The organism is Thermococcus sp. EP1, assembly GCF_001317345.1.
GTDB lineage: Archaea > Methanobacteriota_B > Thermococci > Thermococcales > Thermococcaceae > Thermococcus_A.
Genome location: NZ_JXCG01000014.1, coordinates 1 through 22,634, shown reverse-complemented (window position 1 = coordinate 22,634; position 22,634 = coordinate 1). Strand labels below are relative to the sequence as shown.

General features: G+C 37.6%; 25 protein-coding genes and 1 tRNA gene. 13 read left to right on the top strand and 13 right to left on the bottom strand.

What is annotated here, in order from left to right; all coding sequences use genetic code 11:
* Positions 1 to 4: 4 nt before the first annotated feature.
* On the bottom strand, positions 5 to 463 hold the full coding sequence (locus tag EP1X_RS09025; protein WP_055283782.1) for a hypothetical protein: 459 nt from the start codon (positions 461 to 463) through the stop codon (positions 5 to 7).
* A 188-nt stretch (positions 464 to 651) separates the two neighbouring features.
* On the opposite strand from EP1X_RS09025, the gene EP1X_RS09020 reads away from it, so the two are divergent.
* The 6 genes from EP1X_RS09020 to EP1X_RS08995 all read left to right on the top strand — a co-directional run bounded on the left by EP1X_RS09020 (position 652) and on the right by EP1X_RS08995 (position 6,179).
* Complete coding sequence (locus EP1X_RS09020; RefSeq protein WP_055283780.1) at positions 652 to 1,068, top strand: hypothetical protein; 417 nt, start codon at positions 652 to 654, stop codon at positions 1,066 to 1,068.
* Between the two features lie 37 nt (positions 1,069 to 1,105).
* Positions 1,106 to 1,582, top strand: coding sequence for a signal peptidase I (locus EP1X_RS09015; RefSeq protein ID WP_055283778.1), 477 nt, complete (start codon positions 1,106 to 1,108; stop codon positions 1,580 to 1,582).
* Between the two features lie 103 nt (positions 1,583 to 1,685).
* Entirely contained in the window at positions 1,686 to 2,696 is a 1,011-nt protein-coding gene (gene hypE, locus EP1X_RS09010) for a hydrogenase expression/formation protein HypE (protein WP_055283776.1), read from the top strand.
* Between the two features lie 279 nt (positions 2,697 to 2,975).
* On the top strand, positions 2,976 to 4,106 hold the full coding sequence (locus EP1X_RS09005; RefSeq protein WP_055283774.1) for an integrase: 1,131 nt from the start codon (positions 2,976 to 2,978) through the stop codon (positions 4,104 to 4,106).
* A 129-nt stretch (positions 4,107 to 4,235) separates the two neighbouring features.
* On the top strand, positions 4,236 to 5,237 hold the full coding sequence (locus tag EP1X_RS09000) for a transglutaminase-like domain-containing protein (RefSeq protein ID WP_055283772.1): 1,002 nt from the start codon (positions 4,236 to 4,238) through the stop codon (positions 5,235 to 5,237).
* 93 nt (positions 5,238 to 5,330) lie between these two features.
* The gene (locus EP1X_RS08995; RefSeq protein WP_253276567.1) at positions 5,331 to 6,179 is read left to right on the top strand and encodes a DUF3800 domain-containing protein; all 849 of its coding nucleotides are present in this window, start codon (positions 5,331 to 5,333) and stop codon (positions 6,177 to 6,179) included.
* A gap of 149 nt (positions 6,180 to 6,328) precedes the next feature.
* Here the strand turns inward: EP1X_RS08995 and EP1X_RS10095 are convergent, their stop codons facing one another.
* From EP1X_RS10095 to EP1X_RS08980, 4 genes are all read right to left on the bottom strand, one after another.
* Positions 6,329 to 6,523, bottom strand: a complete 195-nt coding sequence (locus tag EP1X_RS10095) for a hypothetical protein (RefSeq protein ID WP_156300732.1) — start codon at positions 6,521 to 6,523, stop codon at positions 6,329 to 6,331.
* A 13-nt stretch (positions 6,524 to 6,536) separates the two neighbouring features.
* Positions 6,537 to 7,163: a hypothetical protein gene (locus EP1X_RS08990; protein ID WP_055283768.1), complete on the bottom strand. Its 627-nt coding sequence runs from the start codon at positions 7,161 to 7,163 to the stop codon at positions 6,537 to 6,539.
* A gap of 58 nt (positions 7,164 to 7,221) precedes the next feature.
* Positions 7,222 to 7,773, bottom strand: coding sequence for a hypothetical protein (locus tag EP1X_RS08985; RefSeq protein ID WP_055283766.1), 552 nt, complete (start codon positions 7,771 to 7,773; stop codon positions 7,222 to 7,224).
* Positions 7,774 to 8,062: 289 nt separating this feature from the next.
* On the bottom strand, positions 8,063 to 8,713 hold the full coding sequence (locus EP1X_RS08980; RefSeq protein WP_055283764.1) for a hypothetical protein: 651 nt from the start codon (positions 8,711 to 8,713) through the stop codon (positions 8,063 to 8,065).
* A gap of 408 nt (positions 8,714 to 9,121) precedes the next feature.
* Here EP1X_RS08980 and EP1X_RS08975 point away from each other — a divergent pair.
* Positions 9,122 to 9,208 (top strand) — tRNA-Ser (locus EP1X_RS08975).
* A gap of 22 nt (positions 9,209 to 9,230) precedes the next feature.
* Here the strand turns inward: EP1X_RS08975 and map are convergent.
* Complete coding sequence (map, locus tag EP1X_RS08970) at positions 9,231 to 10,121, bottom strand: type II methionyl aminopeptidase (protein ID WP_055283762.1); 891 nt, start codon at positions 10,119 to 10,121, stop codon at positions 9,231 to 9,233.
* Between the two features lie 105 nt (positions 10,122 to 10,226).
* On the opposite strand from map, the gene EP1X_RS08965 reads away from it, so the two are divergent.
* Both EP1X_RS08965 and EP1X_RS08960 read left to right on the top strand, forming a co-directional pair.
* Complete coding sequence (locus EP1X_RS08965) at positions 10,227 to 11,711, top strand: TrkH family potassium uptake protein (RefSeq protein ID WP_055283760.1); 1,485 nt, start codon at positions 10,227 to 10,229, stop codon at positions 11,709 to 11,711.
* A 2-nt stretch (positions 11,712 to 11,713) separates the two neighbouring features.
* Positions 11,714 to 12,553 (top strand): ATP-binding cassette domain-containing protein, encoded by an 840-nt coding sequence (locus EP1X_RS08960; protein ID WP_055283758.1) that lies wholly within the window; start codon positions 11,714 to 11,716, stop codon positions 12,551 to 12,553.
* Here the strand turns inward: EP1X_RS08960 and cyaB are convergent.
* From cyaB to hjc, 6 genes are all read right to left on the bottom strand, one after another.
* The gene (gene cyaB, locus EP1X_RS08955) at positions 12,531 to 13,082 is read right to left on the bottom strand and encodes a class IV adenylate cyclase (RefSeq protein WP_055283756.1); all 552 of its coding nucleotides are present in this window, start codon (positions 13,080 to 13,082) and stop codon (positions 12,531 to 12,533) included. The genes EP1X_RS08960 and cyaB overlap by 23 nt on opposite strands.
* Positions 13,083 to 13,086: 4 nt before the next feature.
* Positions 13,087 to 13,638, bottom strand: a complete 552-nt coding sequence (locus tag EP1X_RS08950) for an archaemetzincin family Zn-dependent metalloprotease (RefSeq protein ID WP_082391546.1) — start codon at positions 13,636 to 13,638, stop codon at positions 13,087 to 13,089.
* The gene (locus EP1X_RS08945; protein ID WP_055283755.1) at positions 13,635 to 14,057 is read right to left on the bottom strand and encodes a DUF86 domain-containing protein; all 423 of its coding nucleotides are present in this window, start codon (positions 14,055 to 14,057) and stop codon (positions 13,635 to 13,637) included. Before EP1X_RS08945 ends, EP1X_RS08950 begins: the two co-directional genes overlap by 4 nt.
* Positions 14,058 to 14,105: 48 nt before the next feature.
* Positions 14,106 to 15,143: a lysyl aminopeptidase gene (locus EP1X_RS08940; RefSeq protein WP_055283753.1), complete on the bottom strand. Its 1,038-nt coding sequence runs from the start codon at positions 15,141 to 15,143 to the stop codon at positions 14,106 to 14,108.
* A gap of 83 nt (positions 15,144 to 15,226) precedes the next feature.
* The gene (locus tag EP1X_RS08935; RefSeq protein ID WP_055283751.1) at positions 15,227 to 16,786 is read right to left on the bottom strand and encodes a CARDB domain-containing protein; all 1,560 of its coding nucleotides are present in this window, start codon (positions 16,784 to 16,786) and stop codon (positions 15,227 to 15,229) included.
* Positions 16,779 to 17,183 (bottom strand): Holliday junction resolvase Hjc, encoded by a 405-nt coding sequence (gene hjc, locus EP1X_RS08930; protein WP_055283750.1) that lies wholly within the window; start codon positions 17,181 to 17,183, stop codon positions 16,779 to 16,781. The genes EP1X_RS08935 and hjc overlap by 8 nt, the downstream gene beginning before the upstream one ends.
* A 74-nt stretch (positions 17,184 to 17,257) precedes the next feature.
* Between hjc and EP1X_RS08925 the strand changes: the two genes are divergently transcribed.
* The 4 genes from EP1X_RS08925 to EP1X_RS08910 all read left to right on the top strand — a co-directional run bounded on the left by EP1X_RS08925 (position 17,258) and on the right by EP1X_RS08910 (position 22,007).
* Entirely contained in the window at positions 17,258 to 17,782 is a 525-nt protein-coding gene (locus tag EP1X_RS08925) for a gamma carbonic anhydrase family protein (protein ID WP_055283749.1), read from the top strand.
* 6 nt (positions 17,783 to 17,788) lie between these two features.
* Complete coding sequence (gene uppS / locus EP1X_RS08920) at positions 17,789 to 18,589, top strand: polyprenyl diphosphate synthase (RefSeq protein ID WP_055283796.1); 801 nt, start codon at positions 17,789 to 17,791, stop codon at positions 18,587 to 18,589.
* 73 nt (positions 18,590 to 18,662) lie between these two features.
* Positions 18,663 to 20,861: an elongation factor EF-2 gene (locus tag EP1X_RS08915; RefSeq protein ID WP_055283747.1), complete on the top strand. Its 2,199-nt coding sequence runs from the start codon at positions 18,663 to 18,665 to the stop codon at positions 20,859 to 20,861.
* A gap of 240 nt (positions 20,862 to 21,101) precedes the next feature.
* Positions 21,102 to 22,007, top strand: a complete 906-nt coding sequence (locus tag EP1X_RS08910; protein ID WP_055283745.1) for an asparagine synthetase A — start codon at positions 21,102 to 21,104, stop codon at positions 22,005 to 22,007.
* Here the strand turns inward: EP1X_RS08910 and EP1X_RS08905 are convergent.
* Positions 22,000 to 22,536, bottom strand: a complete 537-nt coding sequence (locus EP1X_RS08905; RefSeq protein ID WP_055283743.1) for a nitroreductase family protein — start codon at positions 22,534 to 22,536, stop codon at positions 22,000 to 22,002. The two genes, EP1X_RS08910 and EP1X_RS08905, sit on opposite strands and share 8 nt — an antisense overlap.
* Positions 22,537 to 22,634: the final 98 nt, after the last annotated feature.

Below are 22,634 nucleotides of genomic sequence, written 5' to 3'. Positions count from 1 at the left end.
TTTTTTATTCGAACTTAAGGTATACTGTAGTGTTCTCAAGAGAATAGGGGAGTTCGTAAATCTCCAAGAACTTTGTATTGTTCTCATATTCTTGATAGGGGTTCTCAAGAGCACAGTACCAGATGAAAATTTTAATGATTGTATTATTAGTTGGAGGAACGCTAACTAGAACTGTAGTAGAGTTTTCGACCCAGTAATATAGAGGGTTGGTGCCATTTTTATCTGAAGTTACATACACTTTCCCCTTTCTATTCCAGAGTGGCACTGTTTGTGGGTCTACTAGGATCTTTGTGGAATACTCTTTATTTGCTTCGAAAAGTAACAAATTAACTGGAAGTTTGCATATATAAACTCTCCCTTCTCCAAGTTGCTGAGAAGCTAGGTGGATATAAGTATAGGAAAAAGCAAGAGAACATAGCAATAAAAGTATGAAAATCATAAAGGCTAATATGTTCCTTTTCATGATTTTCCCACTACATCCGACGTTTTTCTGCCGTTATAAACCTTATGACAAATTTTGGTTTAAGTAGCTAAATGAGGTTTGGGAATGTTTATTAATATAAATCGTTGGTCTCTTACTATTTGTCGTTGGATAAATTTTTAAAGAAATCTATTCAGCCTAATTCTGTTAAACAACGGGGAGGTGATAGAATGAAAGAAATGAAATTGTTGGGCGAAAATAAGAGAGTTTTGGCGATGTTGTCGGCTTTTGCATTTTTGTTGGTAAACGTTGCCTTGGCAGTCCCAGTGATAAACCTAAATGTTCAAAACATTGGTGAAGGTTCTGCTCCGGTGACTTCTCCTGTGGATAACGGAAACATTAAATTCTTGCTCAACAGTACTAATCCTGATTATATAACGGGAGTAGAGGTTTCATTTGATAAGGACGTTTCAGCAGGTTCAACAATTTATGTGAAGCTTTATGATAATTCAAGTAATTTACTTGCAGTTGGGAGTTATACTATCAACTCAATTTTAACAGCAGGGAGTTATATCACGTTAACATTTCCAACACAAGTCCAAATAAGCCAAGTAGAAAATCTCGCTGTAGTTGTTCAAGGGCCATAAATTCTTTGATCTCTTTTAATTTTTTGAGGTGTGGAAAATGAGAAACTTCTTGGAAAGCTTCTTAGCCTATATTCTGTTTTCTGCATTAATACTGTTCATTCTTCTTCACCTGCTTGGATTTAAAAGTGTGGTGGTTTTAACAGATTCCATGGAACCAGGAATAAGTCCCTTTTCCTTAGTGATAGTCTCTCCAGAGAGTGATATTAAGATTGGCGATGTTATTCTTTACGAGGTAGAACTTTCGAAAAAGAAATACAAAGTGCTCCATAGAGTAATAGACATAAAAGAGCGAGAGGGGCAAATTATTTACATGACAAAAGGGGACAACAGAGGGTATATCGACGCTTGGTATGTGAACAAAGAGGATATAATAGGAAAACTCCTCATTTCTGTCCCATATGTTGGGTATGTTTCCTACTATGGTATTCACTTACTGAGTTTAATTTATCCTTTGGTTTCTACATATCTATTTTATAGGTTGCTCCTTCGAATATGGGTTAAAAACGAGGCTTAAAATGACTTTCAAAAATGCCTCTTTCAGAAAGTATTTAAACTATCTGTTGGTTATAAAGAGCAGGCAAAGTATAAACAAAATCAAGCTTAGAGGGTGATAATTTATGAAAATTAAGCTGGAACATGGAGCTGGTGGAGAATTAATGGGGGAGCTCATTAAAGAGGTCATTTTAAAGAATGTAACTCTGAACTCGGCTGGTGGAATCGGGTTAGAGGCTTTGGATGATGGAGCAACAATTCCTTTTGGAGACAAACATTTAGTATTTACCATAGATGGTCACACAGTTAAGCCCCTATTTTTCCCTGGAGGAGACGTGGGAAGACTAGCAGTAAGTGGCACGGTGAATGACTTGGCCGTCATGGGAGCGGAGCCTTTGGCTTTAGCGAATTCAATGATAATTCAGGAAGGGTTTGATGGTAAAGACTTTGAGAGGATCTTAAAATCAATGGATGAAACTGCTCAAGAGGTGCCCGTTCCGATAGTGACTGGAGATACAAAAGTTGTGGAAGATAAAATCGGAATATTTGTAATCACCGCGGGAATTGGAGTAGCTGAAAGACCAATAAGTGATTCAGGGGCAAAAATAGGAGATGTTGTTTTAATAAGTGGTACTGTGGGAGATCACGGGATAGCCTTAATGAGCCATAGAGAGGGCATAGGCTTTGAAACAGAGTTGAAAAGTGATGTGGCACCGATATGGGAAGTTGTAAAGAGCGTTGCAAAAGTTATAGGGTGGGAGCATATCCACGCAATGAAAGATCCCACGAGAGGTGGGCTAAGCAATGCCTTAAATGAGATAGCAAGAAAGAGCAATGTTGGAATTCTTGTAAGGGAGAGTGATATTCCAGTGAGGCCTGAAGTAAGGGCTGCAAGTGATATGCTCGGCATAAACCCCTATGAAGTGGCAAACGAAGGGAAAGTTGTAATGATAGTTGATAGAGAGTTTGCTGAAGATGCATTGGAGGCTATGAGAAAGACCAAACTTGGAAGGGACGCGGTCATAATAGGGGAAGTGACTGATCAATATATTGGAAGGGTCCTTCTTGAGACGGGTATAGGTGGAAAGAGATTCTTGGAGCCACCTGTTGGAGATCCAGTGCCTAGAGTTTGTTGATCTTAAGGGCTTTTCATTTTTATTATTTAATGCACTTTTGTATACATCGGGACCTATTTTGATTCACGAAAATTTATAAATCCACAGCTTTTCTCGTGGCCGGAGGTGATATATGTGGTGGATCTTAGAGAGCTCATCAGAAAAAAGTTACTTGAAGGAAAAATCGGGTTAGAGGACTTTCCACTCCTGCTTATTTATGGATTAGCTTCATGCGACGAGAAGAAGTGATTTTCCACTTTATATTCTTTTTTCTATTTGATCTTTTTATTCTTGTGAGCAATGTTTATAAGGGCCTTTTTGGTAGTATACTTCGAGCGCCGGGGTAGCCTAGCCAGGGAAGGCGGTGGACTCGAGATACTCCGCTTTAACAAAATGGACACTTCTAAAGAAGCCATTGAAAGAATTGAGCCACACCAAGAGGAAGACATTTTTTCAAAGGCTTTAGAGCCTTCCAAAGCAACACCACATAAAATTGACTATGAAAGAGATAGAAAAGAATACATCAAATGGATAAAAGAAACAACACCATCAATGGCTTCAAAATACATAAGCAAATTAGACAAATACTTGAAAGGCAAAAAAGCCAACACACCAGCAGAACTAAGAAAACTCATTGAATCAATACCACCAACAAAATCTGGAAATCCAGACAGACATGCCTACAATGCAATAAGAAGCTACATCAACTTCTTAGTAGAAAAAGGAAAGGTAAAGAAAAGCGAAAGCATTGATTTCAAAGCCGTAATTCCAAACATCAAAAGCAAAGCAAGACCAGAAACAGAAAAAATAATCAAAGCCAAAGATATTGTGAACATAATCAAAGACGTTAAAGGAACAAAACCAGAAATCATACATGCAAGGCGACTGTTTTTGAAGCTTTTAGCCTTTACTGGATTGAGAGGAAAGGAAGTTTTAGCATTAATGAACCAGTTCAATCCAAAGGTCATTGATGAAACCTTTGAAGCCTTTGACTTGCCAAAAGAATGGAAAAAGAAGATAGCAGTTTATGACTTGGAAAGAGTTAAGATTCCATCAAGAAAGCACGAAACCAAAAGAGGCTATGTTGCCGTCTTTCCAATTGAATTAGTTGATGACTTAATTACATATCAGAAAAGCAGTTATAGATTGACATCAAATTCCATAAGAAAAGATGAAATGCTAAACAATTCAGATAAAGCCAAAGATTTTGCTTTGTTTAGAAAATTCGTTCAAAACTTCTTGAACAATAATGTTATGTCCAAAGTTCCAAATCCACCTGCAGATTCAGCACACTTAATTGAGTTCCTTCAAGGTAGAGCACCAAAAAGCGTTGGTGGTAGAAATTACAGACAAAATGTCCAAAATGCCGTTAGAATCTATTATTACTTAATTGATGATCTAAAGAAAGCTTTACATATTTTAGAACTTTAGTTTCTTTTTTGTTCTTTATTTATGCATGCAACGTAGATATTTTAGATTAATCTATTAGACTCAAGAAACCTAAAATTTTGATAAAATATAAAAACAAAGAGAAATAACATAAATAAAGAGTGTTGGACTATGTTATCAGAGCAGATAGATAAAAAACAGTTTTGTCCAACTCTCTCTGATATAAGTGATGAACACATAAAAAAGGTGGTAAACAAATTAAAAGGAGAATCTGATAAGGAAACACTTGCAAATATTTTAGAGTGGCAACATCGAAACATTGAATACTGGAAAGAACGATGGATTTCAGCAAAATTTTTGTTTATATGGATACTAGTATTTGTTGTTTTAGTCATCCTCATTGTTCTTAAAAAATTGCCATTTTTGTTAGTGTTTTTCCTTGCAGTATTATTTTTTGGTATTCCATTATTTCTATTGTTTTATTTGTTAATCAGCTACACAAATTTCTATCGGAACGAAAAATCTTTACGAAAACGTATTAAAAAAATATCGAAAAAAATATTGGATACGATTAACTTGCTAGGCAGTGTGGATCCTTGTAAAATTTTGGAATATAAACAGGCAATTTGTAGAGATTATGCCAGATTCACAGCTTCATTACTTCTTAATCTATATCCAGAGGTTTATTTTGCAAAATTCTTTAGTCACGTTGCTACTGGTGTAAAAATTGATGATACAATCTATATGATAGATCAGAAATTGCCAATCTGTACATTAGACAAATGGTTGGAAGTATGGAATAAGGAAGAGATAACTCTATATAAGCTAGAAAAAATTTCCAAGAATGGCTCAATCGAACTTAAGTTTAGTAAAGTTGGACAATATCCAAGAAACAAAACCAGGAATGATTATGAAGAATACCTCCAAAAACTGGAATGTGAGATTAATAAAATGTTTGGATTAAACAAGCCACTGAAAAAAGGAAAACCTGTTAAAATAAAACTAAAGAATTTTGTACAGTACTGGGAAAATGATGAGATAGTTCAATACTCCATACTTAGATTACTTAAAAACAAGATTGAAGCTGAATTATGCGGTAACATTAGTAGATTGGCTAAAATAGAACTTGTTCAACTAGATAAAGATCTTACTTTAAACATTTACCTAGAATAGTAGTAGGTTAATTTTCAATTTTTTGGGTCAATTTGGTGTGTCATGACGAAAGAACAATAAAAAATATTAATCTTTAGTTTCCATAATTACTAGGTGTTGAATGTGGTTTTATTTATTTTCTCAGATGAAAGTGGACAGGTTAAAAAAGGAGGTTATTACTTAAGAAGTGCACTTGTGATTCCAGAGAGAGAGTACTTCAACGCTTCTGAAGCATTTTTCAACCTAAAAAATGAGTATGGCATACCCTTAAATGATGAGCTAAAAGCTGCAGATCTTTGGACATTAAAAAGATATTTAGAAATAGCCAATGAAGAAGGATACAAAAAACAGAAAAAGAAATACGAGAATCTTGTTAAAGAAAAACCGTGGCTAAGTACGGAAAATAAAGGATATGCTCACTATCTCGAATTTTTCGAAAAAAGTCTAGCTTTATTACCTGAAAGCACTTGCATCATCATTGTTTGGACTTATTTCTTTGATACTACTTTTAAACCTCAAAATGAAATTGAAAAAGATTTCCTTAGAACAATAATGCTAAGAATCGAAGATTGTCTAAGAGAACGTGAAGAGTACGGAATAATCATTTATGATGAAGGTCTTTTTAAGGAATTGTCTGCCGTGTATAATGATATCTTTTTTAATCCTAAATACTTTGAGAAGTATTCCCGAATAAAAGATTCAGTAGCATTTGAGGTTTCTAAATATTCTTTTGGACTACAACTTGTTGATTACGTCTCTAATGTGACTTATAATGCTATACGGAATTTTTCTACTTCTAATAAGTTATTTCGAAAATATCTCAAGTCTAAAGTAAGGAGAGTTAAGTCATATTCCATAAGACAGACAGGTTTTGTACCACTGTATGTAAGTAGGTATCATGGTAAAAATAACGAAGGAGAAGAATTAATTGAAAAGGTTATGGAAAGATTAGGTCTAACATAATAGTTAAAACATTAAGCACACTTTATGAACTGAATGGAGATGTTAGTAGAAAATTTGAAAATATTCTTACACTCCTGCTGGGAAAAGTTGTAAAAAAGGCTATAGAGAACCACTCGGAATGAGAACTTGGGAGAATATTTTTGTCATGCTTACTTGAATCTCTCTATCAACTGCAGGATTATGTTTAATGCCTGGATAGGATAGAACAACGCTTTGGATATCTTATAGCCTAGATAAAGGAGTCCAAGAGATATTAAGGTGAAAGTAAATGGATTGTCTAGGCTCCAGTCCAATACTTTATCTATTATTTCATTTTCCTCATTAGTTCTTATCGTGTTAGCCACCTCTTAGTGGTCTTCAATAGTAAGATAAAGTTGACTGATCCTCTTCTCTTCCAAACAAAGAGTTTATGAAGTTCCATATCTCCTTGCGCTTCCAGTAGGCCAAGGTTATAATTCCAAGAAATACCATGATCTTAATGAAAAAGGTTGAGATACTTATCCCATTAGAACCTCTAAGTTTTAGTGTTTCACCCTTACTTTCACCCTCTGGTGGTTTTGGAGAACCACTAAAAACCACTTCATTTTCCCCGGTTACAAGTGGTTTTTCACCCAGTTTAAACCCGTCATTATTATTTACCACCACACTCTCACCCTTAACCGCTTCAACTTCACCTGGTGAATCACCCTTTTTCACCTTATTTTCTCCTTTCACCATTAATTTCACCGTGGTTTCACTCGGTTTTCCACGGGTTAAATCCCCTTCTTCACTAGGTTTAACCAGTTCATTAGTCATGTTAAACTCTAATTTTTGTTTCGTTTTTAGCTCGCTCTCAATTTTTTGCTTTGTTTTAATCCAAAATTTAGATTCTACTACTTTTCTACTCTTACAAACTGGACACCTGGGAGTTTTTGCAATGCTATCAAAAATGGAACCACACTTTAAACACACGTACTCTTTTCTGATTTTATCACTTTCCACCATTTTCACCACCAAAAACCACACTCTTCACAAGCTATAACAAAACTTAAAAAATGAAAGATTAACGAGTTAAAAGCTTGATAGCTTCTTCAATATTTCCACTATTTACTAGTCTCCAGAACTCCGTTTTATCTACTTGTGTCTTTTCTAAAAAATGGTTACACTTTTTTGAAGTCTTTTTAATCTCTCTATTTAATTCTTCGATTCTATGTGGATTCAACTCTTTACTTCGTTTATTTTTTAGTTCCACAAGCTTTGTTAATTCATTTTTAATTTGCTCGACAATTTCAAGATTTTTCTTTTTGTCATCTATTTTGGTCTCCTTTAAAGCTCGTAGCATATTTTCATATTTTTGTATCTTCTTTGAGTACGCTATAACTTTCATCTCAAGTTTCTTAATCTGTCTTTTTAATTCTTCATTCTCTCTTAACACGACACCGATATTCTTTCCTTTACTCCTTATCAGAATTGATAAATAGTCAGCACGGCTTAATTTTCCTCTTTGTCTGTCAAATTCCTCTAAGTCCTCAGAACTCATATAAATATGGACCATCTTTGGATTTGTATACTTTGGCGGTCTACCACGTCTCGCCAAAATAGCTCCAACTTCCATCTCTCTCACCACTTATTTTATCTTCGACAGGTGTAACCCTGTCATTTTTATGTATAATTTTTAATATATAAAAACATTGCGAATGTAATACAAAGAGTTAATATGTTCTATTTGGTCTTTTAAAGTTCTTATATTTGGTATCTTCAAGAATAGAGGTGAATACTTAAACTTAATATTCACCGACTAAGAGTTACATAATATAGAATTAAGAAATATTGTTTTATTTTCTAAGGAGTTTTTTAATTAATTAATTAAAAAATTCTTGATATAGAGAATATAAACATTGAAATCAAATTTTTTCATAGTCTTTCATGGTATTTGTTTTTATTCGCAACAAACATTGTGCTATCTTTCTAATTGTTTCTTTTTTAGTAAGGTGAATTAAAATTGCAAGTAGAGTTATTCCTAAAATTACAAAACCAAATACTCTTCCAATGACACTGATGACAATTGATTCAAATCTTGAGAATATCAAAATAGTCGAGAATAAAATTAGAATAGTCACTGAAGCAAAAAATTCGATTTCACTCAGAGCAAAGTCTTGAAGCAGAGTAAATGTATAAAATGGTTTTAGGTCTTCTTCATCTTTTATAGAGCTAAACAATTTTGCTAATGTCTTAGTTAAGATAAAAAGATATGTTAGGGAAAATATTATTCCTATTAGGTTTTTCTCAGAAAATAGCAAACCTAAAAGTCCGAATAAGTTCGCTATTAGTATTGAGACGTTCGCAATCAAGTAATTCTTAAACATTCTTTCATTTGAGGTATTTATCGACTCGAGATACTCTTTTATCTCATCTTGATATTTTTTGGCAGTTATAATCTCAACAATAAGTGTGAACATGCCAGCCACAAGATGTGGATAACTAATTAGAAACAAGAATTCTTTTGTTAGGCTAGATTGAAGGATAAAGCTAAATACAACGAATCCAACACACATAATCACAATAAAATTAAGCATGAATAAAGAGGTTAATATTCTCTTGGACCACATTAATTAGTATTAGCAACAAGATTTTATAATTTTCCTTTTCTGAGGTAGTTCATTGATATATATGTCTATATAGATGAGCAAAAAATATATATAGGAAGAGTTTATAAATTTCAATTGGTGATGTGTACATGTCAGGCAGTGTCAGTACACATAGAAAGCGTGTAAAAGCGTCTAATAGTACAAAAGGAACTCCGAGAAGGCTTCGTGAGAGACATCAGATAACAATTGATGGTGAAGTGTGGGCACTTGCTAAGGAGAGATTTGCTAACATGAGCCGAGCAATAGAACAGTTGCTTAAATTGGCTTTAAATCTTGAGCCGAGTTTGTATATGGTTGTAATTGGTGATTGGGAGCGCCGGGGTAGCCTAGCCAGGGAAGGCGGTGGACTCGAGATCCACTGGGCTTTGTCCCGCCGGGGTTCAAATCCCCGCCCCGGCGCCAATGCCGAGTAAAAACTAAAAAATCATGTAGTTATCAAAACCCCATCTTTTTCTACTACCACTGTATGCTCTGCCTGAGAAACAAGACCTCCTCTTATCTCCTTTAAGATTGGGTACCCATATAAAGCACCAGCTTTTTCCAGCTGAATAAGTGCCAGTTTAAGCTGTGTCTCAGGCATAAGCTTTTGTACCCATCTATAAGCAAATGGTAAAGTTGAGAAATTATTTTTAACATGTTTCAAGAGATTTCTCGCCTGTGGTAATCTCACTGGTCTATCCCTAATATACATATATATTAAAGTAGGTGGTGTCTCGATAACTTGACCTGCACCTGTAGTTGCGAATGGTTCGATGGCTACAATATCCCCCTCTTTCAGTACATAATTATCGTGAGGTCTGTAAATGTTTGGAATTGAAATTCCTGTATGGAGTTTGTACTTTTCTATAACGTGCCCGCTTAGGTTGACTATTGGATTAAATCCATACCCCCTGATGGTTTCCTCAATAACTTTTCCAATTTCACTTATTCTTACACCAGCTTTGATGACGCTTATTGCATTCTCTAGGGCCTCTTTTGAAGCTTCTATAAGGTCATCATCATCCATTCCAACCCTCACAGTGAACGCCGTATCTGCAATGTAACCATCTATGTGAATTCCTAAATCTACTTTAAGATAATCTCCTTCATTTAAAATGCTTTTATCTCCTATATAAGGTGTGTAATGGGCTGCGATCTCATTAATCGAGAGATTACAGGGAAAAGCAGGCTTTCCACCAAGTTCAATTATTCTCTTTTCTACGAATTCAGCAATTTCGTAAAGAGAAGCTCCAGGTTTTATTAGATCTAAAACCTCTTTTTTTACTTGTTGTGCAATTTTTCCCGCCTCAACTAGTTTCTCAATTTTTTCTTCCACTGTCACCACCTGACTTAAATTTTAAATTCGTTTTTAAAAGACTTCGCCTCAGTCCGCTCGAAAATTTTTTAATTCCCTTTTCTCCTTAAACTATGTGGTGACTCAATGCTAGAAGTCAGAAAATACATCAATATTGCAGATGATATCTTTGTAATAAGAAACTTAATTGGAGCACTTCTTCAAGGTATTGGCGTCGCCTATTTGATCCCTGTCTTGATTACATGGGTTTATGTAGAAGAAATGAAATACGTCTATTACTTTGTCCTTCCTGGGCTTGCATGCATCCTATTTGGAGCATGGCTTGCAAGGCATTCGGAACATGTAGAAGATGTTAACTTAAGACAGGCCATGATATCGGCAGCGTTCGTTTGGCTTTTCGCATCTCTCGTAAGTGTGGTTCCCTTCATGAGGATAGCTGGCATGAGTTTTATAGATTCCTACTTTGAGAGTATGTCTGCTTGGACTGGTACAGGGTTAACAATGATGCGCAACTTGGAAAGTTACCCGCGTATAATACTTTTCTGGAGAGCTTGGATGCAGTGGTTAGGTGGAATTGGAATTGTCCTCGTTGCTCTTACAATTCTCATTCGTCCAGGGGTTGCGGCTGCAAGACTTTACAAAGCCGAGGCAAGGACAGAAAGGATTCTCCCTAACTTAGCAAATACCTCGAAAATAATATTCCAAATTTATGCTGTTATAACACTCTTGGGGGTCTATCTCTATTATATAAATGGAATGGGGCTTTTTGACTCTGTGATACACTCAATGGTAGGAGTTGGAACAGGTGGTATGAGTTCCCATGATCTAAGTGTAGGTTTCTTTAATAGCCTAAGCATAGAGGCCATAACTATCTTCTTGATGATTATGGGTGCCACAAACTTCACGGTTCACTATAAGATGTTTAAGGAGAAATCTCTTGTTCCATTTTTCAGGGATATTCAAGTTAAATACATGTTTTTCTTTTTAAGTCCTGTTGTGGCTTTAATAGGATATGCCCTGACTACTCAAAATGGTTTTTCAATAGCTAGTTCATTTAGGGAAGCAATTTTCCACGCTGTTTCTGCAGTTACTTGTACTGGGTTTTCTATCACCGATTTAAGCAAATATCCAGAGCTGGCTAAACTCCTTATAGGTTTTCTCATGGTTGTTGGTGGAGGTGCTGGAAGTACCGCTGGTGGTATAAAGCTTATCCGTATAACATTAACTTTCCAAACTTTAAAATGGACTATACAGCAGGCAATACTCCCAAAGGGTGCGGTTATTAAAAGGAAAATTGGAGAGTACATATTCACAGAAGAAGACCTCCAAGAAGTTTTGGGTTTTACGATGACTTACATTGCCCTTCTTCTTGTGGGTACAGTATGGACAATGGTTAGGGTTGGTGCAAGTTTGGCAGACGCTTTCTTTGAAGTTGCTTCAGCTCAGGGAAACGTTGGATTGAGTGTGGGAATAACTTCAACAGCCTTGCCTCTTGACATGAAGATACTTCTCATTCTTCACATGTGGATTGGAAGACTTGAAATATTCTCAACTCTGGTCTTTATATTCGGATTGGCCCTTATGCTACCAAGAGTGGCGGAGAGGAAGTAAGGATGATAAGAGTAGAAGAACTAAGTTTCAAATATGCTGGGGCCAAAGATTACTCTCTTAAAGATATAAACCTGAAGGTTAAGAAAGGGGAATTTTTGGGTATTCTTGGGGCCAGTGGGAGTGGAAAATCTACTCTATGTTTAACATTTAATGGGATAATTCCTCACTCCATAAAAGGGGAATTCAATGGAAACGTTTTTGTGAAAGGTTATAATACCAAAGAAGCCAGCGTTGCTGAGCTTTCGAAGTTAGTGGGCCTAGTTCTTCAAAACCCCGACTCACAGCTTTTTAACATGACAGTTGAAGAGGAAGTTGCATTTGCCCTTGAAAACTTGGGCCTTGACTTGGAGGAGATACGGAGAAGAATTTATTGGGCATTGAAGATTACGGGCCTTGAGGGTCTTGAGAAGGAGTTTCCGCCAAATTTAAGTGGGGGTCAAAAGCAGAGGCTTGTGATAGCGAGTGTTCTAGCAATGCGGCCAGAGATACTCGTTTTGGATGAACCCACTTCTCAACTGGATCCACTTGGCAGAGAACAAGTTTTGAGTCTCATAACTCTTCTTAATAAGGAGCAAGGAATTACTATAGTTCTGGTAGAACACAACACTGAGTATCTCTTTGACTTTGCCGATAGAATAATTGTCCTCGATAAGGGCGAACTTGTCATGGAAGGTAAGCCAAGGGATGTGTTTGAGGAAGCAGAGTTTTTAAGAGGTCTTGGGATTAGAATCCCCACAAGTGTAAAGGTAGGGGCGGAACTAAAGAAAAGAGGGCTTCTAGAGAGAGCAGCTCTTAATGATAAAGAATTGATAAAAGCCATCAAGGCCCTTCTGAGAGGTTGAGTTTTTCCATTAGGAGTTCTAGGTAGGATTTTCTCTCAAACCGTTCAATCCCAAGGGACTTTAAAATACCTAGTAGTCTTTTAACTTCTCTTTCTACTTCTTTTTCATCTTTTGCTAACTTTTCTATCTCGACAAACTTTCCTAGTCCTTCTATCTCGTCTAAGGTTATGGTAACACCTTTTTCAATGTAGTATTTCTCTCTGGTCTTTTTTACAGTTAGAACCTCTTTGAATCCTAGGGCATGAAGAAGCTCAATGTACGTTTCAATGTTATCTATGTTTACCTCGATCTCCTTTCTTGTCTTTGATAATTCATCGATTTTTGGTCCTTTATATGTAAGCAAAGCTTCGAAATGACCATTAAATCGTTTAATTCTCACTCTAAGTGCTTCATCAGTTTTGGAAAAATCTCTACATGGGTGATTAAAGTAAATGTCCTCATGAATTTCTTTTCTCATAAACTTAAAGGTTGCTCTCACTCTTTCAAATATCTTCTCGTTGGCATATCCTTTAAGTTCGATTTCTATCATTTTTTCACCTCAGGTTTCTTTTTAACGTATTTAAGCACTTTTCACAGTAGTCTTTTCCTTTATAGTCGGTATCAATTATTGAATTTGAAAAATGCATGACACATTTTGGATTGGGACAGTGTTTAAGGCCAAATGCGTGTCCTATCTCGTGCATTGCTTCTTTTATTGCTCTTTCTTTTAAGAGCTTTCCATCATGTTCCCCATAAAATGTTGGTTTTAGACGAGCAAGGGATATTATAGCTGACTTAAGATAAGGATTTGCGAGGCCAAAAATAAAGTTCATCCCCTCTTCATATAGATCAGCATCTGTAATTCCAAGTCCTGCAGATAATCTTTTAATGCCTTTAATCTCAGCTACTTTCATTAGAAAGAACCTTCCTAAGAACTGTCCTCTTGTAGAATCGTAAGAGAAGAATAAGTCTTTTATTGTAGTCTCTGGGAGTATTTCTACGTTGAAGCCAAATTGGGAGTAAAAATCTTCAAGATGCTTTCTAATGCTCTCCAAAATCTCCCCTTCAATTTCTTTCATTACAAGGGGGATTAAGCCAATTTTCACTTTTCGCCCTCCAGAAAAGAGTTAAGAAACTTTATGCTTTCCTCTATAAATTGGAGGTATTCAGGCATGTTTCGGAACGCCATATCATCACTAATAAGATCATAATCATAAATCAACACTTCTCTTAGCTGGATCAGGAATTCAAGCTTTTCTTTGAGAGCATCTTTAATGATTCCTTCTTTGTGCAGGGTTTCTACAATATCCTTGTAGCCTATTGAAGGGCCGAGATTCAGGGCAATGATTATTTCATTGAGGCTGTCTAGAATATTCTGAATTGCAAATTCTAATCTCTTATATATTCCGTCTTTGGATAGACCTAATTCTAAGAATTCTTCTGAATTTTTTGGAAGGGCGCTTTTTATGAGGTTAAGGCTTTTTTCAGCCAGTTCAACTCTGTATTCAATCTCCCCTTTTTTCAACAAACAACACCAAAAATAATAGGGGTTAAGAAAAGATAAGGTTTTAGGTTATGGGATGAGGTTCATAGGTTTGAGTTCTTCAAGGAAGTGCTTTGCCAGTTTTATTGTATTGTCTACATCCCTTGCGTCTGTTAGTTCAACTTGAGAGTGCATATATTTTATTGGAATTGAAAGAACGGCTGTTGCAACGCCTTCTCTGTTTATTTGCATTATATTTGCGTCTGTTCCTGTTGGTCTAGGACTTGGTTCTATCTGAAGTGGAATCTCATACTTCTTGGCAACTTCTTCAGCAAAGCTCCTTACCTTGGGATTTATGTTTGGCCCTACGTCCATTACTGGGCCTTTTCCAAGTTCTGGAACTATTTTGCCTTTATCTCCTGGTTGTTTTGCAAAGGTTACATCCATGGCTATTCCAATTTCTGGATCAATTGCATAACTTGCCACTCTTGCTCCTCTTAACCCTACCTCTTCTTGAACACTTGCTACAAAATATATGTCTGCTTGGTGCTCTTCTAAGGCCTTTGCTGTTTCGATCATTGCATAAAGGCAGATTCTATCATCAAGATAAGGTGTGGCAAAGCGATTCTCGCCTAACCTTGTGAAGGCAGGGGCGAATTCCATGATTGTTCCAACTTTAATTCCCATTTTTTCAACGTCTTCTTTTGAATCAGCACCTACATCTACAACTATGGTGTCCCAATCGGCAGCTTTGTTTCTCTCTTCTGGCTTTGTCAGGTGAGGAGGAATGTGCCCAACAACTCCATAAATCTCTCCATTTTCAGTGAAAATTCTAACTCTCTGAGCTACAAGGGTTCTTGGATCAACTCCTCCAACTCTGACCACATGTAAGTAACCTTTCTCATCTATGTGATTGACCATTAACCCTATTTTATCCATATGAGCAGCTACCATAACTTTTGGGCCTTCTCCTTTTTTGTGTGCTATGACATTCCCAAGCTTGTCTACAGTTACTTCGTCTACGTAATCTTTCAATGACTCTATGACAAGATCCCTTATTCCCATAAATTCGTATCCAGAAACTCCAGGTGCCTCGATAATTTTTTGCATTAATTCCCAATCAACCATGTTGACCACCTCACCATCGTTTAGATGCTTATCTTAATGAGATTTTGTCTTTTAAAAATCTTTCCAAAAAAGAGAATTAAAGATTAAAGAATAACCTGCAGAAATGCCTCTTCGTTGGGTTCTAGCTTTTCTATTTCCCAAATTATTTTGCCGTCTTTAATGGTTACCTTTCCCTTTGTTGCTCTGGCTTCTACAGCATCTATTTCCCTTTCATATCTAAAGTTTTGTATCTCTCTGAGTCTTGGAGCCTTTATTTTAACAAAGTAATACTTGTCTAGTTGTTCTTCGAATTTCAATGGTTTAAACAATGCCACATATGAGGTGCCCCCAAATAGGAGTGCAGAAAGTATTAAAATCAGAGGCAGGTTTCCATAATCTTTTGGCTGTGGTGGGGGAACTGGTGTCGTCGTTTGATTTGTTTGATTCGTTGGAAGAGGGGTGGTGGTTGGAGAGGGAGTTTCAGTCTCTGGAGGTTTGGGTTTCTCAACGGTTATTATGGACTCTGCTCCGATATATGCGTCATTTTCTGCCTTTATTCTAATACTTCCGAATCCAATTTCGTTTAGGTTTATCAAAGCGCTTCCATTTTCATCAGTAGTTGCGTATGACTTCCCTAGAGGTCCTATGGCTTCCACACTTACCTTGGGGATTCCAACTCCGGAAGAATCTCTCACATAGATTAGAAGTGTCTCATTTCTTTGCTCATAATCTACAAACAATTTCTTGACCTCTACGAAGGTTTCAACTATTTTCCCATCTAGATTCAGTGTTATCCGATAAGTGCCAGGTTCCTTTGCTTCTATGAATGCGATTCCGTAAGAGTTTGTTTTTAAGAGAGTTCCCTCTATGGTTACGGGAATTCCTTCTACACCATTCCCATTTTCGTCCACTATTTTAACGTAAATTATTCCTTTCTCGAATTTGGTTTCATAGCTGAGTGCTCGTTGGTATACAAGAAAGCTCTTTGTAACCGTTTTTGAGAGTCCTCTGAATGTGCTTCTCATTATCACGGTATAGTTTCCTACACTGGGCCTCGGTATAAAAATTGGGTATTCCCATTTGTTCCTTGGAGGGTCAGGGTAAAGGAAAATATTGCGCAGTGTTCTTTGGGCAATTAGGTTATTGTTTCGGTATATCTCATAGGACACATCTCCAAAAATAACTCCGTTTGATGAAGAAGATACTAGGAGAGTTATGGTAACGTCTTGTCCAAATAAATACTTTTCTTGGACATCTATATCGGTAGAATAGCTTATTTGGGTTAATACTCTCAGGGAGATAGGAACTTCAAGGAAAGTAACTCCACTTCTTGCAATCACCTTTAAATCATAAACTCCCGCTCTTACATCTTGGACATATATTGAGAGAGTTTCTTCTATACTCTCTCCAGGTTTGAGTTCTTTTATGTATTTCTGGCTGTAAAGAAGGCCTTGGACAAGAGGGCCCGAAATGTACACAGTTATGTTTTCGGCAGTTTCATTCCCCACGTTTATCAATGTGATTGGAACAGATACAGTCTCTCCAGGTCTTGCTTCGAAATATTCTTGTGGAACTTGAAGAAGGAGAGGCATTTGGGCGCTTGTGGGTGAATATGTTGAGAGCAGAAAAATAGTCAGGAGAATAATTATAACCTTTCTACCCACTTCTAATCACCTCAACTAAGGACTTCTGTTTGCCAATTACCTCTTCAAGAGTTTTGGCACTATGCTTTGCTATTTGCAGGCTTATTTTATAGTTCTTCCCGCTCTTTTTTAACTCCTCAGCATCAAAGAAATACCATCCATTGTTTATGAACTTGACCGCAATAATTCCCTTTCCACCAAATGTGCTTGAAAAACTCTTAACCTTCATCAAGTCTTCTTCACTCAAATAGAGTTTGTCACTTCTTGTAGTCTTTACTTCTATACACAAGTATGTTTTGCCGTTCCCGGCAACTATATCTACTTTTTTGCTTCCGGCAGATCTAACAACAGCAAATCCTTCTTTTTCTAGCATTTTTATGAGTTCTCTCTCAGCACTGGCACCTTTCCGGTATCTCATTAGTATTCCACCACATGTTTTTTAGGGTGTGAAAGTTTATAAGTTGTTTTGCCCAGCCATTACTGGTGGTAATCATGGTGGTTTATGAGCTAAATGGAAAGAGGCCTAAAATTCATGAGACGGCATTTGTGGATGATAATGCCTATATAATCGGGGATGTAGTCTTAGAGGAGAAAACAAGTGTCTGGCCATCAGCAGTACTCAGAGGAGATATAGAGCAAATATACATTGGGAAAGGCTCCAACATACAGGATAATGTGAGTGTTCACACTTCTCCTGAAAATCCCACGATACTTGGGGAATATGTTACAATAGGCCACAATGCAGTTATTCACGGTGCGAAAATCGGAAACTATGTTATTGTTGGCATGGGGGCAATAGTTTTGGATGGGGCAAAGATTGGAAATCATGTCATAATAGGAGCTGGCGCTCTAATCCCACCAGGAAAAGAGATCCCAGATTACAGCCTTGTTGTTGGAGTTCCTGGAAAAGTTGTAAGGCAGCTCACTGAAAAAGAAATTGAGATGACTAAGAAAAATGCTGAAATCTACATTGAGCTTGCTGAAATGCATATTCAAAAGAGAAAGAGAGTTGAGTGAATGGATATGATTTATAGGATTGTCTCTTTCATTCCTCATATTTTATTCAAGCCGGTGTATGACCTCTACGAGTCTTACCTATTTGAGAAAGTCAAGTCTAGACCTGAGAAAATCCCAAAGCATGTTGCGATCATAATGGATGGGAATAGGAGATGGGCTAGGCTTTTAGATAAGCCTCCGTGGTATGGCCATCTCTTTGGATCTCAAAAGTTAGAAGAGATCCTTGAGTGGTGTCGTGAGTTGGGTATAAGAACGCTGACAGTATACGCCTTCTCTACTGAGAACTTCAAGAGGAGTAAGGAAGAGGTTAAGATGTTAATGGATCTTTTTGAGAAGAAATTTAGAGAGCTAGTCCATGATGAAAGGGTTCATAAATATGGGATAAGGGTTAATGTTCTTGGAAGAAAAGAGTTGTTGCCCAAAAATGTCCGAGAGGCAGCTGAAGAGGCAGAGAGGGCCACGAAGAAATATAATAATTATACCTTAAATATTGCTGTTGCATATGGGGGGAGAAGTGAGATAGTCGATGCTGTGAAACGGATCGTTGATGATATTCAAGCTGGGAAACTCGAGAAGAATGAGATAACTGAGGAGCTGTTGAAAAGGTATCTTTATGTGCCCAACATGTCCGATCCTGATATAGTTATCAGGACGGGTGGTGAGGTTAGGATAAGCAACTTCTTGATTTATCAGATCGCGTATAGCGAGCTTTTCTTTGTCGATGTGTATTTTCCGGAGTTTAGAAAGATTGATTTCCTCAGAATAATTAGGGAATACCAGAAGAGAAGTAGAAGATTTGGAAAGTGAGCATGGAAAGATTTATAACTAAATTTTTGAAGTGAGAGATGAACTAACGATCAACATTTTTAGGTGGTGCGATATGGGAAAGAGGGAAGAGATGATTAAGGAAATTAAGGAATTGATGCTTCAGCCTGAAAGAATTAGAAATATGGGTATTGCCGCTCACATTGACCACGGTAAGACAACATTGAGTGATAATCTTTTGGCTGGAGCAGGAATGATTAGTGAGGAACTCGCAGGAAAGCAACTCGTGCTTGACTTTGATGAGCAGGAGCAAGCAAGAGGTATTACAATCAACGCAGCTAACGTTTCAATGATTCACGAATATGAGGGACAAAAATACCTCATTAACCTCATTGACACTCCAGGTCACGTTGACTTTGGTGGTGACGTTACAAGAGCAATGAGAGCTATAGATGGAGCAATAATTGTAGTTGATGCCGTTGAGGGTGTCATGCCCCAAACAGAGACCGTTCTTAGACAGGCCCTTAGAGAGTATGTTAAACCTGTGCTGTTCATAAATAAGGTTGATAGACTCATTAAAGAGCTCAAACTTACTCCTCAGCAAATGCAAGAGAGGTTTGTTAAGGTTATCACAGATGTAAACCGCTTAATTAGGAAATACGCTCCCCAGGAATTCAGAGACAAGTGGTTGGTAAACGTTAATGATGGTAGCGTTGCCTTTGGTTCCGCTTACTACAACTGGGCCCTTAGTGTTCCATACATGAAGAAAACCGGAGTCTCATTTAAGGACATTATTGACCTAACAAACGCTGGCGACTTGAAGACCTTGAGAAAGAAGGCCCCACTCCACGTTGTGGTATTGGATATGGTAGTTAGGCACCTTCCAAATCCAGTAGAGGCTCAAAGATATAGAATCCCACACCTCTGGAGAGGAGAAGTGGAAAGCGAGATCGGTCAATCAATGGCCAAGTGTGATCCAAAAGGAAAAGTGGTAATGGTTGTTACCAAGATCATTATTGACAAACACGCTGGTGAAGTGGCCACAGGTAGAGTTTGGAGTGGTACTGTAAAGACAGGTCAAGAAGTTCATCTTATAACTGCAAAGAGAAAGGCAAGAATCCAGCAAGTTGGTATTTACATGGGTCCAGAGAGAGTTAACATGGAAGCCGTGCCAGCGGGTAACATTGTGGCGGTTACTGGTTTAAGGGATGCTATGGCTGGTGAGACAGTCTCAGAAGAGCAAATTGAGCCATTTGAAGCACTTCACTACACAAGTGAGCCTGTTGTTACAGTAGCTATCGAAGCCAAGAACGTTAAGGATCTACCAAGACTTATTGAGGCTCTCAGACAGCTTGCTAAGGAGGATCCAACACTTCATGTTAAGATTGATGAAGAAACCGGACAGCACTTGCTCAGTGGTATGGGTGAGCTCCACCTTGAGGTTAAATTAGTACACCTTAAGGAACAATGGGGCGTTGATGTTGACGTTTCAGAGCCAATCGTCGTTTACAGAGAGAGCATTACAAAGGTCAGTCCAATAGTTGAAGGAAAGTCACCAAACAAGCACAACAGATTCTATATTGTCGTTGAACCAATGCCAGACAACATCTATCAAGCAATTAAAGAGGGCGAAATTCCCGAAGGAAGGCCAAAAGATACAAAAGCCGTTGCAAAGAAGCTTGCTGAACTTGGAATGGATTATGATATTGCGAGAGGTATCGTTGACATTTACAATGGAAACATGTTCCTTGACAACACAAAGGGTCTCCAGTACCTTAACGAAGTAATGGACCTTCTTGTCGATGGTTTCCACCAAGCAATGGACGAAGGGCCACTTGCTAAAGAACCAGTGATGAAGGTCATAGTAAGGCTTGTAGATGCTAAGATTCACGAAGATAACGTCCACAGAGGTCCAGCTCAGATTTATCCAGCAATTAGAACTGCTATTCACTGTGCAATGATGAAGTCCAACCCAGTCCTTTACGAACCATACCAGAAGGTCATCATAAACGTCCCATACGAATACATGGGTTCAGTCAGCAGAGAAATGAACCAAAGAAGAGGACAGCTTATTGACATGAGACAAGAGGGCGAAGTAATGATCATTATCTCAGAAGCTCCAGTAGCTGAAATGTTTGGATTCGCTGGAGCAATTAGAGGTGCAACCAGCGGTAGGGCATTGTGGAGCACAGAGCACGCAGGCTTCAAGAGAGTGCCAACTGAGCTTGCTATAAACATTATAAGGCAGATAAGACAAAGAAAAGGCCTTGATCCAAACCCACCAACTGAGAAAGACATCTGTCCACAACAGTGAACTTATCCTGCCCTTTGAATTTTATTTTCTTAACTCTACTTTTGTACAATTGCTTCAGTTCTTCTTTGGTATTCTAGCTAAGATTAGCAAAATATCGTAAAATTTTGACAAGTCTATTTATAAATAACTTGATTTTTATTCTATATTGTCCCTAATATTTTTCACAAAATTACCAATTCTCCAAGATTTTTTGCATAAAATACATATAGGTCCTCGATAGTTGTCATATTGGTGATGCTCATGAACGCAGTTCAACTAATAAGTAGGGATATTGAAAGTACTATTAAAGTGCAAACAAAAGTGATAGACTATCTGACTGATTTCTTTGTTAAAAAGGGTTTTAAGTGGCTCTTACCAGTTATGCTAAGCTCCATAACTGATCCTCTATGGCCTGATCCAGCAGCTAGTAAGATGAGAGCTCCAGAGATTGAAGCATATGGAACAAAGTTAAAGCTAATGCACAGCATGATCCTCCATAAACAGTTTGCCATGGCAATGGGTCTGGAGAAAATATTTGTCCTTTCTCCCAACATAAGACTTGAAGAGAGAGATAGGGACGATGGGAGACACGCGTATGAGTTTACTCAAATTGATTTCGAGATAGCTTATGCAACCATGGATGATGTTATGAGCCTTATAGAAGAACTAATAGTAGGACTCTTTAAGGAAGCAAGAACCTGGGAGGAGCTTGCTGAGAGAGGTTTACCTAAAGTTAAGGTACCATTTAAGCGCTTTACTATGGCTGAGATTGAAGAAGAATTTGGCGACGATGAAAAGGCGAGTAAAGCTATGAGTGAGCCTTTCTGGATAACGGACATATCTAGGGAATTTTACGATAGAGAGGATCCAGCAAAACCGGGACACTTTAGGAACTATGATTTAATATTACCTGAAGGTTATGGAGAAGTTTCAAGTGGTGGAGAAAGGGAATGGGAATATGAAGTGATACTGAGAAAGTTAAAAGAAAGTGGTTTGAGCTTGGAAGCATTTGGGCCTTACCTTGAGGTTGCAAAGGCAGGGAAATTAAAGCCTTCTGCAGGGGCAGGTATTGGTGTGGAAAGGCTTGTCAGGTATTTGGTAGGAGCGAAGCACATAGCTGAGGTTCAACCTTTCCCAAGAGTTCCAGGAATTCCTGCAGTCATCTAAAGGCGTTTCCAAATTTATTTAGATGTACTCTTTCCCACATTATCTCTTTTTCATCGTGTTCAGGCTTTCGTTCTGCAGGGTAACCTATTCCAATTACACATAGAATCCTAATATGTTTTGGAATTCCCAAAAGCTCTCTTATATACTCTTCAGCACTTTTTTCTTTGTTGTGTTGTCTTTCTAAGACATGCCCCCAGCATGCTCCCAGACCTAATGCCGTGGCTGCCAGTTGTATATGCTCTGCTGCAATACTTGCATCGAAAACCCATGCCGAGCTTATAGTTTCATCCCCGCAAACAACTATTGCTAAAGGCGCTGTTTCAAGAAACTTAAGGGCACTCCTAGTCTGGGAGAGTTTTATTATAAGATCCCTATCCTCCACAACAATGAAGTGCCATGGCCTTTTATTTCGTGAGCTTGGGGAGTAAAAGGCTGCTTCAAGGATCTTTTCGATCTCTGCTTTTGGCACTTTTTTGTCTTGATACTCTCTTATACTTCTCCGTTTTTCAACTGTTTCAAAAAACTCCATGGTATCACCTAAAACAATATTTAAAAAAGAAGATTAAGATTTTTCGCTTAAATATTCATGTATACTTTTTGCAGCCTTTCTCCCATCTCCCATTGCTA

What these genes read in the sequence shown, in the direction of transcription:
- cyaB (WP_055283756.1), bottom strand. Translation starts at nt 13,082, where the DNA reads ATGATAGAAATCGAACTTAAAGGATATGCCAACGAGAAGATATTTGAA.
- EP1X_RS08965 (WP_055283760.1), top strand. Translation starts at nt 10,227, where the DNA reads ATGCTAGAAGTCAGAAAATACATCAATATTGCAGATGATATCTTTGTA.
- EP1X_RS08985 (WP_055283766.1), bottom strand. Translation starts at nt 7,773, where the DNA reads ATGGAAGTTGGAGCTATTTTGGCGAGACGTGGTAGACCGCCAAAGTAT.
- EP1X_RS09025 (WP_055283782.1), bottom strand. Translation starts at nt 463, where the DNA reads ATGAAAAGGAACATATTAGCCTTTATGATTTTCATACTTTTATTGCTA.
- EP1X_RS08990 (WP_055283768.1), bottom strand. Translation starts at nt 7,163, where the DNA reads ATGGTGGAAAGTGATAAAATCAGAAAAGAGTACGTGTGTTTAAAGTGT.
- EP1X_RS08925 (WP_055283749.1), top strand. Translation starts at nt 17,258, where the DNA reads ATGGTGGTTTATGAGCTAAATGGAAAGAGGCCTAAAATTCATGAGACG.
- EP1X_RS08910 (WP_055283745.1), top strand. Translation starts at nt 21,102, where the DNA reads ATGAACGCAGTTCAACTAATAAGTAGGGATATTGAAAGTACTATTAAA.
- EP1X_RS09000 (WP_055283772.1), top strand. Translation starts at nt 4,236, where the DNA reads ATGTTATCAGAGCAGATAGATAAAAAACAGTTTTGTCCAACTCTCTCT.
- hypE (WP_055283776.1), top strand. Translation starts at nt 1,686, where the DNA reads ATGAAAATTAAGCTGGAACATGGAGCTGGTGGAGAATTAATGGGGGAG.
- EP1X_RS09015 (WP_055283778.1), top strand. Translation starts at nt 1,106, where the DNA reads ATGAGAAACTTCTTGGAAAGCTTCTTAGCCTATATTCTGTTTTCTGCA.
- EP1X_RS09020 (WP_055283780.1), top strand. Translation starts at nt 652, where the DNA reads ATGAAAGAAATGAAATTGTTGGGCGAAAATAAGAGAGTTTTGGCGATG.
- EP1X_RS08980 (WP_055283764.1), bottom strand. Translation starts at nt 8,713, where the DNA reads ATGTGTGTTGGATTCGTTGTATTTAGCTTTATCCTTCAATCTAGCCTA.
- EP1X_RS08940 (WP_055283753.1), bottom strand. Translation starts at nt 15,143, where the DNA reads ATGGTTGATTGGGAATTAATGCAAAAAATTATCGAGGCACCTGGAGTT.
- EP1X_RS09005 (WP_055283774.1), top strand. Translation starts at nt 2,976, where the DNA reads ATGTTTATAAGGGCCTTTTTGGTAGTATACTTCGAGCGCCGGGGTAGC.
- EP1X_RS08915 (WP_055283747.1), top strand. Translation starts at nt 18,663, where the DNA reads ATGGGAAAGAGGGAAGAGATGATTAAGGAAATTAAGGAATTGATGCTT.
- hjc (WP_055283750.1), bottom strand. Translation starts at nt 17,183, where the DNA reads ATGAGATACCGGAAAGGTGCCAGTGCTGAGAGAGAACTCATAAAAATG.
- EP1X_RS08905 (WP_055283743.1), bottom strand. Translation starts at nt 22,536, where the DNA reads ATGGAGTTTTTTGAAACAGTTGAAAAACGGAGAAGTATAAGAGAGTAT.
- EP1X_RS08960 (WP_055283758.1), top strand. Translation starts at nt 11,714, where the DNA reads ATGATAAGAGTAGAAGAACTAAGTTTCAAATATGCTGGGGCCAAAGAT.
- uppS (WP_055283796.1), top strand. Translation starts at nt 17,789, where the DNA reads ATGATTTATAGGATTGTCTCTTTCATTCCTCATATTTTATTCAAGCCG.